The sequence below is a fragment of the Lacrimispora sp. BS-2 genome (assembly GCF_040207125.1).
Taxonomy (GTDB): domain Bacteria; phylum Bacillota; class Clostridia; order Lachnospirales; family Lachnospiraceae; genus Lacrimispora.
In genome coordinates, this window is the sequence record NZ_CP157940.1 from 3072126 (window position 1) to 3089907 (window position 17782).

Annotated in this window: 15 protein-coding genes and 1 riboswitch; of the genes, 1 reads left to right on the forward strand and 14 read right to left on the reverse strand. The window is 45.1% G+C overall.

Translation table 11 applies throughout. From position 1 onward, the window contains the following. Positions 1 to 16 precede the first annotated feature (16 nt). From ABFV83_RS14465 to ABFV83_RS14500, 8 genes are all read right to left on the reverse strand, one after another. The gene (locus ABFV83_RS14465; RefSeq protein ID WP_349944767.1) at positions 17 to 3058 is read right to left on the reverse strand and encodes an efflux RND transporter permease subunit; all 3042 of its coding nucleotides are present in this window, start codon (positions 3056 to 3058) and stop codon (positions 17 to 19) included. Between the two features lie 12 nt (positions 3059 to 3070). Next, a complete protein-coding gene (locus tag ABFV83_RS14470) occupies positions 3071 to 4210 on the reverse strand; it encodes an efflux RND transporter periplasmic adaptor subunit (RefSeq protein ID WP_349944768.1) in 1140 nt (379 codons plus the stop codon). Positions 4211 to 4232: 22 nt separating this feature from the next. Next, positions 4233 to 4856 carry a TetR family transcriptional regulator gene (locus tag ABFV83_RS14475; RefSeq protein WP_349944769.1) on the reverse strand — a complete coding sequence of 208 codons (624 nt, stop codon included), beginning with the start codon at positions 4854 to 4856 and terminating at the stop codon, positions 4233 to 4235. A 147-nt stretch (positions 4857 to 5003) separates the two neighbouring features. Next, complete coding sequence (locus ABFV83_RS14480; RefSeq protein WP_349944771.1) at positions 5004 to 5192, reverse strand: hypothetical protein; 189 nt, start codon at positions 5190 to 5192, stop codon at positions 5004 to 5006. A gap of 15 nt (positions 5193 to 5207) precedes the next feature. Then, positions 5208 to 5882: an FCD domain-containing protein gene (locus ABFV83_RS14485; protein ID WP_054742247.1), complete on the reverse strand. Its 675-nt coding sequence runs from the start codon at positions 5880 to 5882 to the stop codon at positions 5208 to 5210. Next, positions 5872 to 6777 (reverse strand): 4-(cytidine 5'-diphospho)-2-C-methyl-D-erythritol kinase, encoded by a 906-nt coding sequence (gene ispE / locus ABFV83_RS14490; RefSeq protein WP_349944772.1) that lies wholly within the window; start codon positions 6775 to 6777, stop codon positions 5872 to 5874. Before ispE ends, ABFV83_RS14485 begins: the two co-directional genes overlap by 11 nt. Before the next feature lie 239 nt (positions 6778 to 7016). Then, a complete protein-coding gene (locus ABFV83_RS14495; RefSeq protein ID WP_349944774.1) occupies positions 7017 to 7595 on the reverse strand; it encodes a (p)ppGpp synthetase in 579 nt (192 codons plus the stop codon). A 212-nt stretch (positions 7596 to 7807) separates the two neighbouring features. Further along, on the reverse strand, positions 7808 to 8590 hold the full coding sequence (locus ABFV83_RS14500) for a DUF624 domain-containing protein (RefSeq protein ID WP_349944776.1): 783 nt from the start codon (positions 8588 to 8590) through the stop codon (positions 7808 to 7810). Between the two features lie 231 nt (positions 8591 to 8821). On the opposite strand from ABFV83_RS14500, the gene ABFV83_RS14505 reads away from it, so the two are divergent. After that, positions 8822 to 9523, forward strand: coding sequence for a hypothetical protein (locus tag ABFV83_RS14505; RefSeq protein ID WP_349944778.1), 702 nt, complete (start codon positions 8822 to 8824; stop codon positions 9521 to 9523). On the opposite strand, the gene ABFV83_RS14510 is transcribed toward ABFV83_RS14505, so the two are convergent. The 6 genes from ABFV83_RS14510 to ABFV83_RS14535 form a co-directional block, all read right to left on the reverse strand. Continuing rightward, a complete protein-coding gene (locus ABFV83_RS14510; protein WP_349944780.1) occupies positions 9459 to 10208 on the reverse strand; it encodes a GNAT family N-acetyltransferase in 750 nt (249 codons plus the stop codon). The two genes, ABFV83_RS14505 and ABFV83_RS14510, sit on opposite strands and share 65 nt — an antisense overlap. A gap of 4 nt (positions 10209 to 10212) precedes the next feature. After that, on the reverse strand, positions 10213 to 10731 hold the full coding sequence (locus tag ABFV83_RS14515) for a peptidylprolyl isomerase (RefSeq protein WP_349944781.1): 519 nt from the start codon (positions 10729 to 10731) through the stop codon (positions 10213 to 10215). 141 nt (positions 10732 to 10872) lie between these two features. After that, complete coding sequence (mgtA, locus tag ABFV83_RS14520) at positions 10873 to 13590, reverse strand: magnesium-translocating P-type ATPase (protein WP_349944783.1); 2718 nt, start codon at positions 13588 to 13590, stop codon at positions 10873 to 10875. Positions 13591 to 13899: 309 nt separating this feature from the next. Continuing rightward, the gene (locus tag ABFV83_RS14525; protein ID WP_349944784.1) at positions 13900 to 14028 is read right to left on the reverse strand and encodes a hypothetical protein; all 129 of its coding nucleotides are present in this window, start codon (positions 14026 to 14028) and stop codon (positions 13900 to 13902) included. A 105-nt stretch (positions 14029 to 14133) separates the two neighbouring features. Next, positions 14134 to 14293, reverse strand: a riboswitch (M-box (ykoK) riboswitch). 385 nt (positions 14294 to 14678) lie between these two features. Then, positions 14679 to 15644 carry a choloylglycine hydrolase family protein gene (locus ABFV83_RS14530; protein WP_349944786.1) on the reverse strand — a complete coding sequence of 322 codons (966 nt, stop codon included), beginning with the start codon at positions 15642 to 15644 and terminating at the stop codon, positions 14679 to 14681. Between the two features lie 241 nt (positions 15645 to 15885). After that, positions 15886 to 17745, reverse strand: coding sequence for a thioredoxin domain-containing protein (locus ABFV83_RS14535; protein WP_349944787.1), 1860 nt, complete (start codon positions 17743 to 17745; stop codon positions 15886 to 15888). Positions 17746 to 17782: the final 37 nt, after the last annotated feature.

The window sequence follows — 17782 nt, forward strand, 5'->3', positions numbered from 1 at the left end:
GGCCCCCTGCTGACTTTTAATCCGGCAATATACTCTTATCCGTCTTACCGCTCATAAGGGAATAATATATTGGAAGCATGAGCAGTGACAGGATGGTGGAAGCTGTCAGACCGCCCACATTTACTAATGCAAGCCCCTGCATGGTCTCCCCATTCTTTCCGATGGCCATTGCCATAGGAACCATGGACACTACTGTAGTAAGTGTTGTCATGAGAATAGGGCGGAGTCTGGTAGCTCCTGCTTCGATCAGGGCAGTGCGTTTATCCATGGTTGTGCGGTACTGGTTCACCGTATCCACATAAAGGATTCCTGAGTTCACCACCGTACCGATGAGCATCAAAAAACCAAGAAGTGACGGCATGCTGATAGCAACTCCTGCAGCCGCCAGGAATCCAAAGGAACCGATCAGGCTGAAGGGGATGGTCGTCATGACCATCAGTGAGAATTTGGGAGACTCAAACTGGGCCGCCATAACAATGAAGATCAGGAATACAGCCGTAGCGATCGCTTTAAACAGGCTGGTAAACTCCTCCTGCATGGATTCATCCTCACTATTCTTTGCCCTTGTAACGATATCATTCAAATACTTATTTACAATCTTTTCATCAATATCCTTTTTTGCGGCTTCCTTATCCTTTTTCGTTTTAACTACATCGGTAAAGGAGCCTGTAATGGTAACCATGTATTGTTTGTTCTTCCTGTTAATTGCGGAAGGACTGTCTTCATAACCGATATCAGCAATATCTGTAAGTGCCACAGAGCCGCCGGAATTGTTTGGAACCATGATTCCCTCCACCTTATCAAGGGTATCATAGGAATCCTTAGGGTATTCCACTTTAATATCAACTTCCTGGCCTGACACCTCCATGGTGGCCGCCTTGGTACCGCTCAGCATGCTGTTTAATAAGCTGCCCACACTGGCGGGAACAACGCCTTCTGCAGCTGCCTTTATAGGGTCAATCCGGACCTTTAATACAGGTGCTGCATTCTCTAAGTCTGAATGGACTTTGATCAGCTGGGGGCTATCGATCAGCTCCTCTACCATCTGATTTGAAACACTTTTCAGTTTATCCAGCTGGGAGCTTTGAAGGATTACCTCAAAATCACTTTTGCTGCTCATCTCGCTCATGGAGGAGGTGGACTCTACCGTAACATTGCAGTCAGGAAGCTGGTTCATCTCCTTTTTCCACTTGTTTACAACCTCCTTGGTGGACAGCTTACGGTCCCCCTTTAAGTAAGCGGTCAAGGTTCCCTTCTTACCTCCGCTAAAGCTTAGGCCGCTCCCTCCATAGCTTACCATATAGGACTTTAAATCTTCCTCACTGGTAACAATATCTTCCAGCCTCTTTAGGATTTTATCCGCCTCTTCCACCTTAAGCCCAGGCTTCATTTCCGCAGAAATGGTGACCGTTCCCTGATCTACCTCGGGCATCAGTTCAAACCCAAGCCTGGCAGCCAGGGCAATGGAAGCGATCAGAAGCAGAACCGATACGATCATAACCATGGCACGTCTGTTAAGCAGCCTATCCACAATCCTGCGGTAACCATTCTGCATTGCTTTTACAATTCCTCCCATGGGAGAATTTTGCTTTTCAACAGGGCGGAACCGGCTGTAGCACAGGGGGACAATGGTAATGGCTGAAAGCAGAGATGCCAGCATACAAAATACAATCGTATAGCCCAGAGGCTTAAAGAGCTGGCCTGTAAGGCCTTCCAAAAGCGCCAGAGGAATAAATACGACACAGGTGGTAATCGTGCCTCCAAGAATGGACTGCAGCACAACTCCGGTTCCTTCCAGCGCCGCCTGAATATATTCCCTAAATCCGGTGCCTTTTTGGGATCGGAAGCAGCTCTCCATAACCACAATTGAGTTATCTACCATCATACCTACACCAAGAACAATACTGCTCATGGTGATAACGTTTAAGGAAAAGCCCATGGCCGCCATTAAGATCAGCGACACCAGAATGGATACCGGAATGGAGCTTCCTACAATGAGAGATGCCTTGATATCTCCAAAGAACAGGAAAATAATAATCATGGAAATGATAACCGCCATGATCATGGTATTCTTAACACTGTTAAGAGCTGATGTAATCTGCTCACTGCTATCGTCAACAACTATGATATCCAGGTTGGGATATTCCCTTTTTAAAGTTTCAATGGTCTTTGTCATTGCCCTGGAAACATCCACCGCACTGTTTTTCTGCTGTTTATTTATGGATAAGGTAATGGTATCCTCCCCATTATACCGTCCGATGGCTTCCTGTTTTTCTGAGGTTTCCGAAATATCGGCAATGTCCTCCATATAAATGGTCTTTCCCTCGCCAGCCACGACCGGGACCTTTTTAAGGCTTTCAATGTTCCCTACTTCTACACCGGTACTGACAGATAAATCACGCTTGCCCACTCCCGTATTTCCTGCCGGGTATGTAAAATCAGCTGCTTTGATGGCCTGGCTGATGGAATTCATGGTAAGATGATATTGGTTCATCTTTTCCGGAATCAGCCGGACGCTCACATAGCCCTTCTGGCCTCCGCTTACACCTATGCTTGCAACGGAAGATATTTTCTCAAATTCCGGTACGATCTTATCGTTCACATAGTTGTAAAGATTATTCTGGGATGGGTCCTTTACAGCCAGAGTCACCACCGGCATTTCATTGATATTGAATTCCATAACGCTGGGAGTTTCCACATCGTCAGGGAGCTTAACATTATCCATCTTCTTTTTCAGATCCGAATACGCCTTATTCATATCCGTACCATATTCATACTCCAGCAGCACGATGGAGACATTCTCCTGGGAGCTGGACTGAACATTTTTAATACCGGACAGGGTACCTACGGCCTCTTCCACCGGCCTGGTGACCAGGTCATTCACATCCTCCGGGTTGGCTCCGGCATAAACGCTGCTGATCAGCAGCATTGGAAAGTTCATTTCCGGCGTCAGCTCCATTTTAGAAGACAAAACAGAGGACAAACCGAATACAAGCAGGCACAATACTGCTAAGACGGTGGTTACGGGCCGCTTTAAAACGCCTTTTGTGATTCCCATTTTACCGCCTCCTTACTGTGCAGGGCCGGAAGGCTCTGCTCCAGTTCCTTCTTCTGCCGTATCTTGTGCTGTCTGGGAATCGCTTTCATTCCCGCCTGCAAGGGTAACCTTGGAACCATCATACAATTCACTGGTCCATGTGGTCACTACCTGATCCTCGGCAGTAATGCCGCTTTGGACCTCCATGTACTCATTGTCCGCCAGTCCTACGGTCACTGCATTCTTCTTAAGTGATCCATCTGCATATGTATAAATGAACGGGTTCCCGCCCTCATAATAAACGCTGTCAACCGGAACTGTCAGTACATTCTCTGCTCTTTGGGCGATTACATAAAGCTTTACGGAAGTACCCGTAGCCAGCGCATCTCCATCCGGAATGGAAGCTTTTACTTTAAACAGGCCGCTTGCCTGATCAATCATTGTGCTCACTTCCGTAATGGAAGCCTCATGATCGGTTCCATTCTTTTCTACCCTTATGGAATCTCCTGCCTTCAATCCTCCTACAATGCGTTCCGAAACATAAAAGGTCAGGGATTTCCCGCCTTCCCCTGAAATAACGCAAAGGGTGGTCTGAGGGGAGACCATATCATGAACGCTGATGTTAAAGCTTTCCACACGTCCTGCAATGGGAGCCGTCACCTGGCTGCTTTCCATCTGGATCTTATATGCGATCTTGGCATTTTCATATTGAAGCCTTGCCATCTCCACTTTATCAGACAGAGACTGATAATCGGCTTCCGCCACATCACCGGCTGCATAAAGAACCGAATAACGGTCCAGATTTTTCTTGGCGTCTTCATAGGTAATTCTGGCAGTTTCCGTAGCGATCCGTGTGCTTTCCACCTGCTTTGTGTCAATAACACAGAGAAGCTGGCCCGCAGATACTACATCGCCGGTCTTAACTCCTACACTTGTAACTTCCCCCGCTCCAAGAGGCGTAATATGGACAATGCTGTCCGGCTCAATTGTTCCGATCAGCTCATTGCTTATCTCAATGGTCCTGGTCTCAGGTTCTTCCACAGTTACTGCCGGCGGAACCTCTGCCACAAGCTCTTCCTTCTTTCTTTCCAATATTCTAGGAAGAGTCAGCCCTGCCACGGCTGCTACAACCACAACCGCCCCTGCAATGATGAATGCTTTTTTCTTAGTCATAGTAACTCCTTATCTGGCCATATTAAGATTGTAATGGTTGTTTACGAATTCCATATTGCAAAATTTCTAATTTTTCCTGGAAAAGTTTCTTAATTTTTTCTTCATCCTCCGGATGATGGTAGTACCAGCCCATGCAATGAACCAGTTCAAAGAAAATCATGGACACCAGTTTTCCAAAAGTCTCAATGCCCTGATCTTTAAAATCAGATGTATCGATGGAGCGATACATGACCTCCTGCAATTCCCGTTGGGCCTGAGTATTTTCATGACATAAGCAGTGAGTTGTACCAAACATTTTTTCACTGTCAACAATGTTCTTGACCAGCCGTAATACATTTTCCTTCGTACTTGCTATGCTGTATTGCAAAAATGATTCCGCAGTCTTCCATATATCGCCGTTATTTCTTTCGGCGCAGTTCACCCAGCCATTCTGAAATTTTTCAGTAGCATCTTCAAAAATATATCCAAGGACATCACGCTTATCTTCAAAATAAGTATAAAAGCTTCCCCTTGATATTCCTGCAGTCTGGATTATCTTGTTAATAGAAACCTTTTCAAACGGTACCCTCGTGAACTCTCCCACCGCGGCATCGCGGATCGTTTTCTTTTTCGCTGCCGGAAGATTATAAAACCGCTCCGTTGGCATTTTTTCTTCTCTCCTTTCCCTTTTCTATGTGAATCTTTCGTCCACACAAAAAGGTGACAATATGTCACTTATTATAATGACACGTTGTCACCTTGTCAAGAAAGGTTATATTTATTTAATAATTTTTCCAATTCTGTTTATGATTAACTATTTCCTGTCCAGAAGCTCCTTTAAGGCTTCATCACTCTCTTCAATCCATACATCCTCTTCCTCTCCATTGAGACCGAGAAACTGGGCAAGAGTTTCGTTTGTGCTGCTGTTATTCCATTCTTCAATAAAATCATCAATGGCTTCAAATTCTATCTCACCGGCCAGATACTTTTCCTTAAATGCCATAAAATACCTCTCTTCTTAATCCTGTTCTTTGATATTCTTTGATACGGTAATCTCCTGATTATCAATATGCTCCCGCATTGCTTCCTTGGCTTCCTGTACCTTCCGCTGTCTGACTGCCTTTAATATGTTGTCATGTTCCAGCAGAAGAATCTGGCGTTTGTCCTCATCCTTGATATATTCCAGGCGGTAACGGTACATCTGCTCTCTTAAATTATTGATCATCTGCACCAGCCTGTCATTGCAGGTACCTTTATAAATCACATCATGATACGCTTCATCCGTCTCCGCAATATCCATGGCATTGCCCTCTTCAACGGCCGTCTTAAATTCCTCCTGCTTTCTTTCAAGTTCCTCTACGGCCTCCGGGGTCATTCGCTGGCAGGCCAGTTCAATGGCCAGCTCCTCTAAGGATCTGCGGACCTCAAGTACATCCCTTAAGCTCTTTTCCGAAATCTTTGCAACCTCGGCTCCCTTTCTGGGCACCATTAATACAAGCCCTTCCAGTTCCAGCTTCCGGATGGCTTCCCGGATAGGGGTGCGGCTGACTCCAAGGCGTTCCGCAAGCTGAATCTCCATAAGGCGCTCTCCCGGTGCCAGTTCTCCTTTTAAAATCGCCTGGCGCAGCGTGTTAAACACTACGTCCCGAAGCGGCAGATATTCATTCATATTAACCTTTAAATCATTGCTCATTTGTAACCTCCCTGGTATTATAAAAATTCGTCAGATAAACCTGTTTTGCAAGGCTCTTTGCCTCGCCGTATCTCAATTCCTCATAAGCCCTTTCTGCGGCTCTGGGACTGGTAAAAATGCCAAAAACCGTGGGACCGCTTCCGCTCATTAAAGCATTTACAGCTCCCAATTCTTTAATTTTGTCCTTAATCTGTGCAATCACCGGATATTCCGGAATCGTAACCGTTTCAAGCACATTTCCCAGCCGCTCTGATATCTGGTATATGTTGTGGTTTCCAATGGCTTCGATTATTCCGTCAATATCCGGATGGTCCTCTTGACCTAATGCGGATAAATCCAGATGTTCATAAACGAACTTCGTGGATACGCTGACCCCGGGCTTTACTATGAGCACCTGGCACTGGGGCATATCAGGAAGGGGAGTTAATATTTCCCCGATTCCTTCGCTCAGCGCAGTTCCTCTCATCAGACAATAGGGAACATCTGCTCCGATCTTTACCCCCCGTTCCATCAGCTCTTCTCTTGTCAGGCCAAGCTGGAACATCTTATTGACTCCGAATAAAACTGCCGCCGCATCGCTGCTGCCTCCGGCCATGCCTGCAGAAACAGGAATGAATTTATTTAAGTGAACACGGATGCCGTGAAGGACGTGAAACTCCTCCATAAGAAGCTTGGCGGCCTTATAAACCAGGTTGTTTTCATTCACCGGAAGATAATACAGATTTGTCACAACCTCAATTCCCGGAGTCTCTTTTAAGTAAATATCGATCTTATCATAAAGGCCTACGGTCTGCATGATCATTCGTACCTCATGGTATCCGTCTTCCCGTTTTCTCAAAACATCAAGTCCCAGATTAACCTTTCCATATGCTTTTAACCCCAGATGTCTTATCATAGGCAAACATCCCTCACTTTTTATTCTTTAGGATTGTATTTTTGCATTATTTTGTATACAGTATTTAGTATATAACGAAATCAGAAAAAGTACAAGAGGTTTATTCCCTAATATGTTTCCTGCATTGTTAAATTTTCATAAACAATGTTAATAGCCGCTTGCTCCTTTTTTTGAACAAACGGCTATGTAAAATTCTGTGGCAGTGCTGCTCTTCTTCTTATAGCTCTCTCATTTTTATTTCAGAGAAATTCCTCCATCTCTTTCTCCATCCGTCTTAAGGCTATGGCATACTTCTTAAATTCCTCTGCTGCCAGTTCCTTCTTCTCTCCCTTATAGCAGATACGGTGCTCCATACTGGCCCATAAGTCCATGGACATGGTGCGGAGCTGAATTTCTACCGGATAGTATTCCATGCCATCGGTGTGATAGACAGGAACTCCAAAAACAATGTGAAAGCTTCTATATCCATTGGGCTTTGGATTGGCAATATAATCACTTTCTTTAATAATCACAATATCCGACTGCTTCTTTAACAGGCAGACAATGTCATAGATATTCTTCACAAAATAGCAGATGACCCTGATTCCTGCAACATCCGTCAGACAGTCTCTGGCCGAATCCACGCTGGTCTCATATCCGTTCTTTTCCAGCTTGTTCTCAATGCTTTCCTTTTGCTTGATTCTGTGCTGGATATGATGGATGGGGTAATTCTGGTTCTTTCTCCTGTAATCATTATTCAGCACATCCACTCTCACACGGATGTTTTTAAGCGCATCCTCATAGGGCTGAATAAAACAGAGATACTCTTCTTCAGTCATATTCCACCTCCCAGGCATTTCCCTGTCACAGTTATTAAGTATATCTTTTTTTTGTGTCTATATGGTGTCCATAGTATATCTTTTTAGAAATCGCTTTTCAGATTTCTGATAAAAGGCAGTGCTCTTTACTGCCGTCCATAAAAATTTCCTCATACGCAAAAAACAGCCGGCCGGGGATACATGGGCGATCCCCGGCCGGCTGTTGGCAGGAATTATTCCTGCCCTTCTTGCGTTTCTTTTACATTTGTTTCCTCGTTCTCAGGCATCTCTTCCCCATGCTCATCACCCTTTGCCATCAAAATGCTGCTCACAGATTCTTCCTCATCTGAAAACAACGGCCTTAGCTCGTCCCTCTTTTCCTCCTCCTTAGGAATATACTGATCAAATACAGGAGTCAGGATATAGGAATTGATAAACGCCAGCAGCGGAAACCCGAACAGCATGAATATCATCAGCATCGGCGGTATCATAAATACGAATCCTGCCGCCAGCAGCACCCCATCAATGGCAATCAGCCCAATGGTGCGGAATAAATGGCGCAGGGACATAAAAAAGGCATTGAAAAAGGTGCGTTTTACTGTGTTGAAAAATCTGGCCTGAAGCGGGAAAATATACGTAAAAATAGCCGCATAAATAAGAGCCATTGCCAGGAATACGGTAACCATTACCGTCCGTAAGGACCCGGATCCTGTATACAGTCTGGTAAAGAAGTACATATCGACCCCAAGGATCATTCCCACTGCTAAAAGGATAAGCCATATTGCCGTGGACTGTTTAAAATTCTCTTTAAATGACTTAAAAAAAGAACGGATGGTATATCCATCGTCATCTCTTGCAAGCTTCAGGGTTACATAATATACGGCTGTAGTAGAAGCTCCTATGGTAAAAATAGGAATGCTGCATATCAGCCACAGAATATTTAAAATGATCAAATCTCCAAATTTACCGATAAACCGCCATACCGGATTATCATAGTTAAAAAAGCCAGAAAACATATGTTCTTCCCCTTCTCATAGTGGCATTAAAGGATATTATAGCGGATTTGCCCTTAAAAAGCAAACGTTCTTTCTTTTTTCACCAAAATTTCATTTTTATTTTAATGAAAATCCGTCGTTGTGTGATATAATGAGCTTGCTCATCGGCGTGAACGGTGAATGTTGATCATGAACCGCAGGTTCATGATATAATTAAAAAAGTACCTGCAATAACAAAGAAAGAGGTAAATTATGACCCCATACGAAGACAAAACCCTGAAAGACTCCCTGCGGGAGGAACGGGACAAACTAAAAAATATGAGCCTAAAAGACAGGCTCTGGTACATCTGGGAATATTACAAGATCCCTATCATCATTGCCGTAGTGGCCGTAGTCCTTATCTCTTCCATCGGATCAGCCGTGTATAACAACCGGTTTGAAACCGCTCTTTCCTGCGTCATTTTAAACAGCAGCCCTGCAGGTGAAGCCGATTCCGTAGATGATTATTTTAATCAGGGCTTCCGCCAGTACATTGACCTTAAGGAGGATGTAAAGATCGATGTGGACTACTCCATGTCCCCCACCTTTGATGAATCCTCCATGAATGAGTTTACCTATGCCCAGCTGGCTAAAATTACCGCCATGATATCCAGCAAGAGCCTGGATGTTATGATTGGGAAGCCGGATACCATAGACCACTTCGGCGAAATGGGCGGATTTATTGATTTAAAGGAAATCCTCCCTGCCGACGTTTACGACAAGGTAGAGGAGAACCTCTATTTTGTAACCAATCAGGAGACCGGTGAAAAAACGGCCTGCGGAATTTTCATCAGCAGTACTGATTTCCGCGAAAAAACCGGTCTTATTATAGATGATCCGGTTCTTTCGGTCATGAGCAATTCCACTCATACAGACACAGCCGTGGAACTGATCCGCTATGTGTTCGGGCAATAAGCCGGAACCCCAGATCTTCTGCCAGTTTTATTGACGCAAGGTTCCGTTCATCAATCCTTGCATAGATTCTTTCTGAAATAGCCAGAGCAGCATAGGAAAGGATTGCCATACAGGCTTCCTTCCCATATCCCTGCTGCCTGTATGAGGAAAAAATGTGATATCCCAGTTCCACCGGGGTATCATTATTTTTTATTGCGCTTAAAAACTCTTCCTGCCCGGTAAGCTCCATGTTGGATATCCCTGCCTTTCCCACAAGCCGTCCTGTAACATGGTCAACTATGGCCCAGATACCGTACTCATAAAAAACGTATTGATGTCTGATATAATCATTCAGGGTTTCTTCCTTTAAAAAAAGAGCTCCCGACTTCCCGGCCTCAGGCTCATCCGGTATATCGGCAAAGTCCCGGGAGACAAATTCCCGGATTGTCAGGCGCGGGGTTTTGACAATATTCCACGGAAGTCCCTCTCTTCTCCGGACGACCCGTTCTAAAAACACATCGTCAATGTCCTTAAGATCCTCCACCACATAGGCGGCAGGCGCAAGGTTCTGGTCCGTCCGCCTACTGTCCCATAAACCAACAACGGCCCTGCCTTCCGCAAAAGCAGAACGCAGGGCCTCATGATCGTCGGATATGGTCACCTGGAAAATCTTTCCTTCTACTGTGATTTCCCGTTCCCAGTTCATTGGTTTAGCAGGTCTCTGGTTCCGGATATTCTTCCCCAAAGGTTTCCACTGCCATGGACTGGATCTTCTGCTCTTTCATGGGGCGGTCATTGTAATCTGTTTTCACTTCGGCGATTTTGTTTACAATATCCATGCCCTCAGTGATCTTACCAAATGCAGCATAGGAACCATCCAAATGCGGCGCATCCTTGTGCATGATGAAGAACTGGGAACCTGCAGAATCGGGATGCATGGCTCTTGCCATGGAAAGCACTCCCGCTGAATGCTTGAAAGCATTGGAAACGCCGTTCTGGCTGAATTCTCCCTTAACGGAATAGCCAGGGCCTCCCGTTCCGCTTCCTTCCGGGCATCCGCCCTGAATCATAAATCCATTGATAACCCTGTGGAAGATCAGCCCGTTATAAAAGCCTTTCTTTACCAGACTGATAAAATTATTTACTGTGTTTGGTGCAATTTCCGGATAAAGCTCTGCTTTCATCACATCGCCGTTTTCCATTGTAATCGTTATAACCGGATTTTTCATGTTTTTCTCCCTTTCTACTTTCCTGCCCATGTTCTTTGGGCATAAAGGTATGCCTGACGCATGTTGCGCCAGACTCCGCATATGGCTATATTTTATCAAATCCTTATGCGTTTGTATAGCCCTATTTCAATGCTAAAAATCCTAAAGCAGTTCCCCATATCTTCTGACAAAAAGCTTTTTAAAAATAGTCACCAGAACCATATACAGGAGTATGGTCAGCACCAGCCAGGCAAAGTATACGGGCGGCAGCGCAGCCAGACCAATTGACAGACCAAGACCGGTAAAGGGGATGATGGTCAGAACAGCAATTCCGGTAAAAGTGAGCAGCGTCACCGGCAGCGACGCACAGCTCTGGATAAACGGTATTTTCGGCGTACGGATCATGTGTATGACAAGGGTTTGGCTCCACATGGATTCCACGAACCAGCCTGCCTGGAAAACGGCAATATAGTACGCCTGCATCGCCGGGTCAGTAAGCTGGTGGAACAACTGCCCGCCGCTCATGGCCGGGCATATGATGAAATACATCAGCAAGTATGTTGTGACATCAAATACTGAGCTTGTGGGGCCTATCCATACCATGAACTTGCCTATAGAGGAAGCATCCCACTTTCTCGGCACAGCAAGAAATTCTTTATCCACATTGTCCCACGGAATCGCTGTACAGCTTAAATCATAAATCAGGTTAAGCAGTATCAGATGAATCGGCATCATCGGCAGAAAGGGCAGAAAGGCGCTGGCCGCCAGCACTGAGAACATATTTCCGAAATTGGAGCTTGCCGTCATCTTGATGTACTTGATCATGTTGGCATAGGTTATGCGGCCTTCGATAATCCCTTTTTCCAGCACCATCAGATCTTTTTCCAACAGGATAACATCGGCAGATTCCTTGGCAATGTCCACGGCCGTATCCACTGAAATGCCTACATCGGAAGCCTTCATAGCCGCTGCGTCATTTATGCCGTCGCCCATATAGCCGACACCGTGGCCGTTATTCCGTAAAACTGTAATGACGCGCGCCTTTTGCTGTGGAGACAGCTTAGCAAAAACACTTACTTTTTCAGCAGCTTTCCCTAAGGCTTCGTCAGTCATGTTCTCCAAATCAGAGCCAAGCAAAATGCGGTCAACCGAAATGCCCACCTGGCGGCAGACACAGCGCGTCACCTTGTCGTTATCCCCGGTAAGGATTTTCACATCTACCCCATGGGCGTTCAAGGCTTTTACCGCTGCAGCCGTAGATTCCTTCGGCGGGTCAAGAAACGCCAGATAACCCATCAATACCATTTCCGATTCATCGGCTACAGAGAACGCGCCTACGGGAGATGGATTGGTCTTTTGTGCCACGGCGATGACACGCATCCCATCCTCATTGAGTTCATCCACCTTTTTGAGAATATATGCCCGGATATCATCGGTCAGCGGCAGAACCTTTCCCTCATATTCAGCAAAGCTGCAAATCGACAGCATTTCCTCTACCGCACCCTTTGTTATCATCTGCGTTTTGCCGTTTTGCACCACTACGCTCATGCGGCGGCGTTCAAAATCGAAGGGAATCTCATCCACCTTTGTAAATCTGTCCGTAAGGCCGCGCAGCTCCTCCACGGCATCCTGTTCCTGCTGTGTCCGCTCAATGATAGCAATGTCCATGAGGTTTTTAAGCCCTGTCTGGTAATAGCTGTTAAGGAACGCATGGCGCAGTACCCGCGCATCTTCCTGGCCATGGATGTTTAAATGGTACTCAAGCACTACCTTATCTTGTGTCAGCGTACCCGTTTTGTCTGTGCATAAAATGTCTATGGAACCGATGTTCTGTATGGAGTTTAAATTCTTGATAATTGTCTTTTCCTTAGACATAGCCACCGCACCTTTGGCAAGACAGGTGGTGACAATCATCGGCAGCATTTCAGGTGTAAGCCCCACCGCAATGGAAAGAGCAAACAGGACGGCTTCCATCCAGTCGCCTTTGGTAAAGCCGTTAATAAACAATACCACCGGCACCATCACCAGCATAAAGCGGATGAGCAGCCATGATACCGAATTTACACCTTTTTCAAAACTGGTTTGAACAGATTCTTCGCTGACATTTTTCGCCATGCTGCCAAAAATTGTATCATCACCCGTTGCTACTACTACACCAATTGCGCTGCCGCTGATAACGTTAGAACCCATAAAGGCAAGGTTCGGGCATTCGGTCACAGTATCGTAACCGTCTCTGCCGGATTCAGGAAGTTTCTCCACCGCCTCGCTTTCACCGGTCAGGGCCGACTGGCTGACGAATAAGTCTTTGGCATGCAGGATACGCATATCAGCAGGAATCATATCGCCTGCCGCAAGATGCACAATGTCACCCACCACTGCATCTTCAAGAGGAATTTCCTCTTTTCCGGCCTCCTGCCTCTGGACGCAGATGGTGGTCTTAATCATTTTCAACAGGCTCTCTGCCGAGTTTCCGCTTCTTGTTTCCTGAACCAGCCGTAAAACACCTGATATCATCACCATTGTCATAATAATAATGACGGTCATGGGGTCGGCATCTCCCGGCTCCGCTAAAATAATATCAGTGAAAGCCGATACCGCCGCCAGCCCGATGAGGATAGCGGTAAATGGATTGATAAATGCGGTGCAGATGCGATGAAACAGGGACTTCTTTTTACCATGGGTAACCTTATTATCACCATATTTCTCGCGGGAAGCCTCCACAAGGGCATCATTTAACCCCTCTTGAGCCGTCCCCAGCTTGTTCAGCAGAATATCCGTTTTAGAAGCGGCGGCAAAGGTAAGTCTGTCGCTCACCTCATTGCGGCGTACCATTTCTGCGAGCATTTTTTTTGTTTCTATACGATTGTTTTTGTTATTCATTGGTCTGTACCTCCATTTCTTGATTTTAAAAAGATGGTTGGAAGCACAGCCCATAACTGATGAGCTACATCACTTTTTATGGTAACGGAACAGAAACCACGTTTTCATTCCATAACCTTATATGTTGCTGCCCGTCAGGATCAGGGCTGCCTTGACTTCCGGTTTCCATTCCGTTCACCTCGCTTATCTTTGAAATATCTATATAAAACCCTAACAGGGTGTTGCCGAGTATCTTAACGCCCAAAAAAGGGCATGAAAAAACCACCGTTCAGAAAACGAAACGATGGCATAAGGAGATATCCGGCCGGCCTAAATGCCAGCAGGTGTATCAATTTTAAGGCGGCCGCGGACACGCAGCTGCCATGCGCCCTCATAAAAAAGCGCCTTCCTAATATTGCCATCATTTAGATATTGTTTATAACTACTGCCACTGTCCATGACCTCACCTCCTTACAAAAAAAAATCCTCTGTTAACGTTTCATAATGACAACGATAACAGAGGATATATCCTCATACATACAACGCCTGACTGCTCGAAAAGCGTTTTCTCGCCATCGTTCAAGTTTTAGCTTCACAGGGCGATGAAGTTACGTTATTCCATGCCTTGGATTCGACATGGACTGTTTAACCTTCTCATAGTGTCTCCACTACTTTGCGGCAGCAACCCGTATCCCTGTGGTAGCCTCACCTACCGAAACGGAAAAAATTATTCCAAAAACAGTATATTTCCATAGTTCTGATTTGTCAACCCTTTTTTTACAACAAGCATTGCCTGATTTTCTGCAAAAATATCAAAACCCATTTGTCCCATCGTTCATACTTTGTTTAAATTTCATTCAAAAACCTTTTACATAAACAACATGATTTCTTCATGTTTCATGGATATACTTAAAACATGAAATACAAATTGCTTATAAGATTTTTTTCATAATACTCGAGCTGGTAATTTATTATCAGCTCTCCTCCCTTTTTGAAATAACTTTTGCATGGCGTATTGCATGACTGGGTCTTTAGATCAGTCATGCAATACGCCTTTTTTCTTTGGCCATGCCTTTTATCAATTAAGCTTTTGCTGTTCCGGCTTGCTTCTATAATCCTCCCAGATTCACAAGCTCCGGAAATTGGTTGCAATTCCCAAAAAGGCTTGCTGATTCTACCTGTATATTGTCATAGGTTTTAAAAAAATATTCACAGGTGGTCGTATTGATAAAGGCCGTATATTTGGTGTAATCATAAGAATTCCGGCTTGTTACGACTGCTCCTTTTGGTATGGAAACGCTCTCCATAATATGAACGCATGAAACAACCGCTTCCGTACGGCTTTCAGGTGTTGGAATAAATGATTTTAAATAAGCGATCCTTACAAAACGCTCTGGAGATGTATACCCTCCCGGCAGAGACTGGGTACCTCCTGCCTGTCCAAATGGAGTCAGTCGGACGCTCCCCCAGACAGCCTCTTCGGACTGATAGGGAGAGGCCTCCATGTAATTTCTTAAGTTCGTCATATGCCACTTGAAATCAGGACTGTTAGACATGACACCAATCGGATTTGTTATTACTTCCATTCCTCTTTCTGTCTGCTCTATGACAACGCATTCCCCGCTGCGGTCTACCGCCATCCAGTGCAGCGGAGCTACCGTCTGTGTCAACGGATCTTCAAGGCCAACGATTGAGATGGTCTTCAGTAATTGCCGTAAATCATCTATATCCGCGCATCTTCCCAAAATATAATGAAGGAAATCTTTTGAAGCGATTTGTTCTCCTGTCCCTGAGTCCCTCCCGGCATCATATTGGGCATAGCCTGCAAAATAAAGAACGACTGCCGCAAACCCCATTTCATTGACCCCGTCAAAAAATCCAAGTTCCCCCTCCAGTTCCTGTCCAATGCCGATAAAACAGTAGATATTACGGATTTTTTCCTTGCTTAATGCATTATCCCATTCATAATTCTTTGGAACAATGTAAAGATGAGGATCAATATCATAAGAAAAATCCATATTTCTTCCCAAAAAGGTTTCCCCTTGCCGGGATCTCAAGGTAAATGCCGTGCACATATAAACTACCTCCCATATTGTAAATTGCTTACTTATTTATATGGGGGCCTGTGGTTTTTATGTATGTAAAATAGGGTGAAGATCAAAGGGACTGCCATAAATAGTCTTACTGGAAAAGATGTACAAAAAATGAGCTTTGATTGGTTTTAAAATTCATTTTCAAAGCTCATCTTCTGCCAAAAGCACTATTTTATTATATAATCTGCCATCACAAATTTCTTTTGCAGTTCCAATTTACAGGCTACAGGGATTGCATTACTTTTTTTAATTCAGCCATGCCTTTTACAGGCTTCAAACAAGCCCCATTGCGGCATACATAATAGCTGGTTCCCTCAGACGGAATCGGATAATCCGCTGTAAACGGAGCGGCTTCTGCCAGGGCTTCCTGGTTCAGAGAAGTTTTTAATATTACACTTACATCAGGCGTCCGGCTTCTTTGCAGCCCCTGTATTTCTTTTAATATAGAATCCTCACCGGAAACACATACAATTTCCGTAGACGGATAAAGGAGGCTTTGGAATGCCAGCAGGGAAAAGCAGTAGTTTGCAGAGCTTTTCTCCACTTCCTGCGTCAGATAAGAAACCTGCTTTTCAAGGGTGGTCTGCCATTTGATTTTCCCGGTCAGATGATAAAGCCTGCTTAGGACATAAGCCGCCACAGAATTTCCTGAAGGAAGCGCGCCGTCATAAAGCTCCTTTGGACGGCTGATCAGCTTATCCCTGTCGTGGGCATACATATAAAAGCCTCCCTGAGCTTCATCGAAAAATAGTTCTAGCATCTTTTCTGAGATTTCAGAGGCAATGTTTAGATACCTGATATCAAAGGAAGCTTCATAAAGCTCCAGCAGGCCAAAGGCATAAAACGCATAATCATCAAGCTGCCCGTCGTGAACTGCCTGGCCCTCCCTGTAGCGGATAAAGAGCCTGCCCTTATCAGAGGTCAGATACTTCTCGATAAACGCCTGCGCATTTTTTGCCGCATCGAGGCACCAGTCATCTCCCAAAACCTCATATGATTTTGCAAGTGCTCCGATCATAAGTCCGTTCCAGGAAGTCAATATCTTATCATCCGTATGAAGGGTTGTCCTTGTTATCCGGTAATCATAAAGCTTTTTACACAGATTTTCCAACTTTTCACTGCTAATGCCGTAATTTTCATTTTCAATGAGATTGGGAATATTCTTTCCCTCAAAATTGCCCTTTTCCGAAATTCCAAACCATTTGCAGAATTCATCTGCATCGTCCTTAAGGACCTGCTCGATCTCTTCCTTCCGGAACGTATAAAACTTCCCTTCCACCCCTTCGCTGTCAGCGTCCTGACCACAGTAAAATCCACCCTGCTCATCAGTCAGCACCTCCCGGACGTATCGAAGGATTCCCCTGGATACTCTGGCATAAAGGCTGTCTTCCGTTATGGCAAAAGCTTCCGCATAGGCATACAGCAAGAGCGCATTGTCATACAGCATTTTCTCAAAATGAGGTACCAGCCATTTTTCATCGGTGGAATAGCGGGAAAAGCCGCCTCCAATGTGGTCATAAATACCGCCCCGGTACATCTGCCTAAGAGTCTTTTCCGCAGCAAGAAGAGCGTCTTTATCTTTTTCAAAAAAGTGATGTCTTAAAAGGAAAAGAAGATTGTGAGGCATGGGAAATTTAGGCGCCCTTCCAAAACCTCCCCATCTCTTATCAAAGGACCGTTTTAGCAGATCCGCAGCTGACAGAAACATTTCCTTTGCAGGTTCCCTGCCCTCATTATTAACAGAAGTCTCTTCTTTGTTTAAATATCCGGTTATCTCATCTCCCGCTTCCAGAAGCTTATGTTTCTCATTTTCCCAAAGCTTCCGGATAGAGGTCAAAACATCCAGAAGACCGGCGGAACCCCATCTTGAATATTTTGGCAAATAAGTCCCGGCATAAAATGGTTTTTGTTCCGGCGTCATAATGATCGTAAGAGGCCATCCACCGGAACCGGTGAGCGCCTGGCAGACCGACATGTATACGGAATCAATATCCGGCCGCTCTTCCCTGTCAACCTTTATGGCCACATAATACCTGTTAAGAATTTCCGCTGCTTCCTGGTCCTCAAAGGACTCATGAGCCATGACATGACACCAATGACAAGTCAACTATTGCAGACAA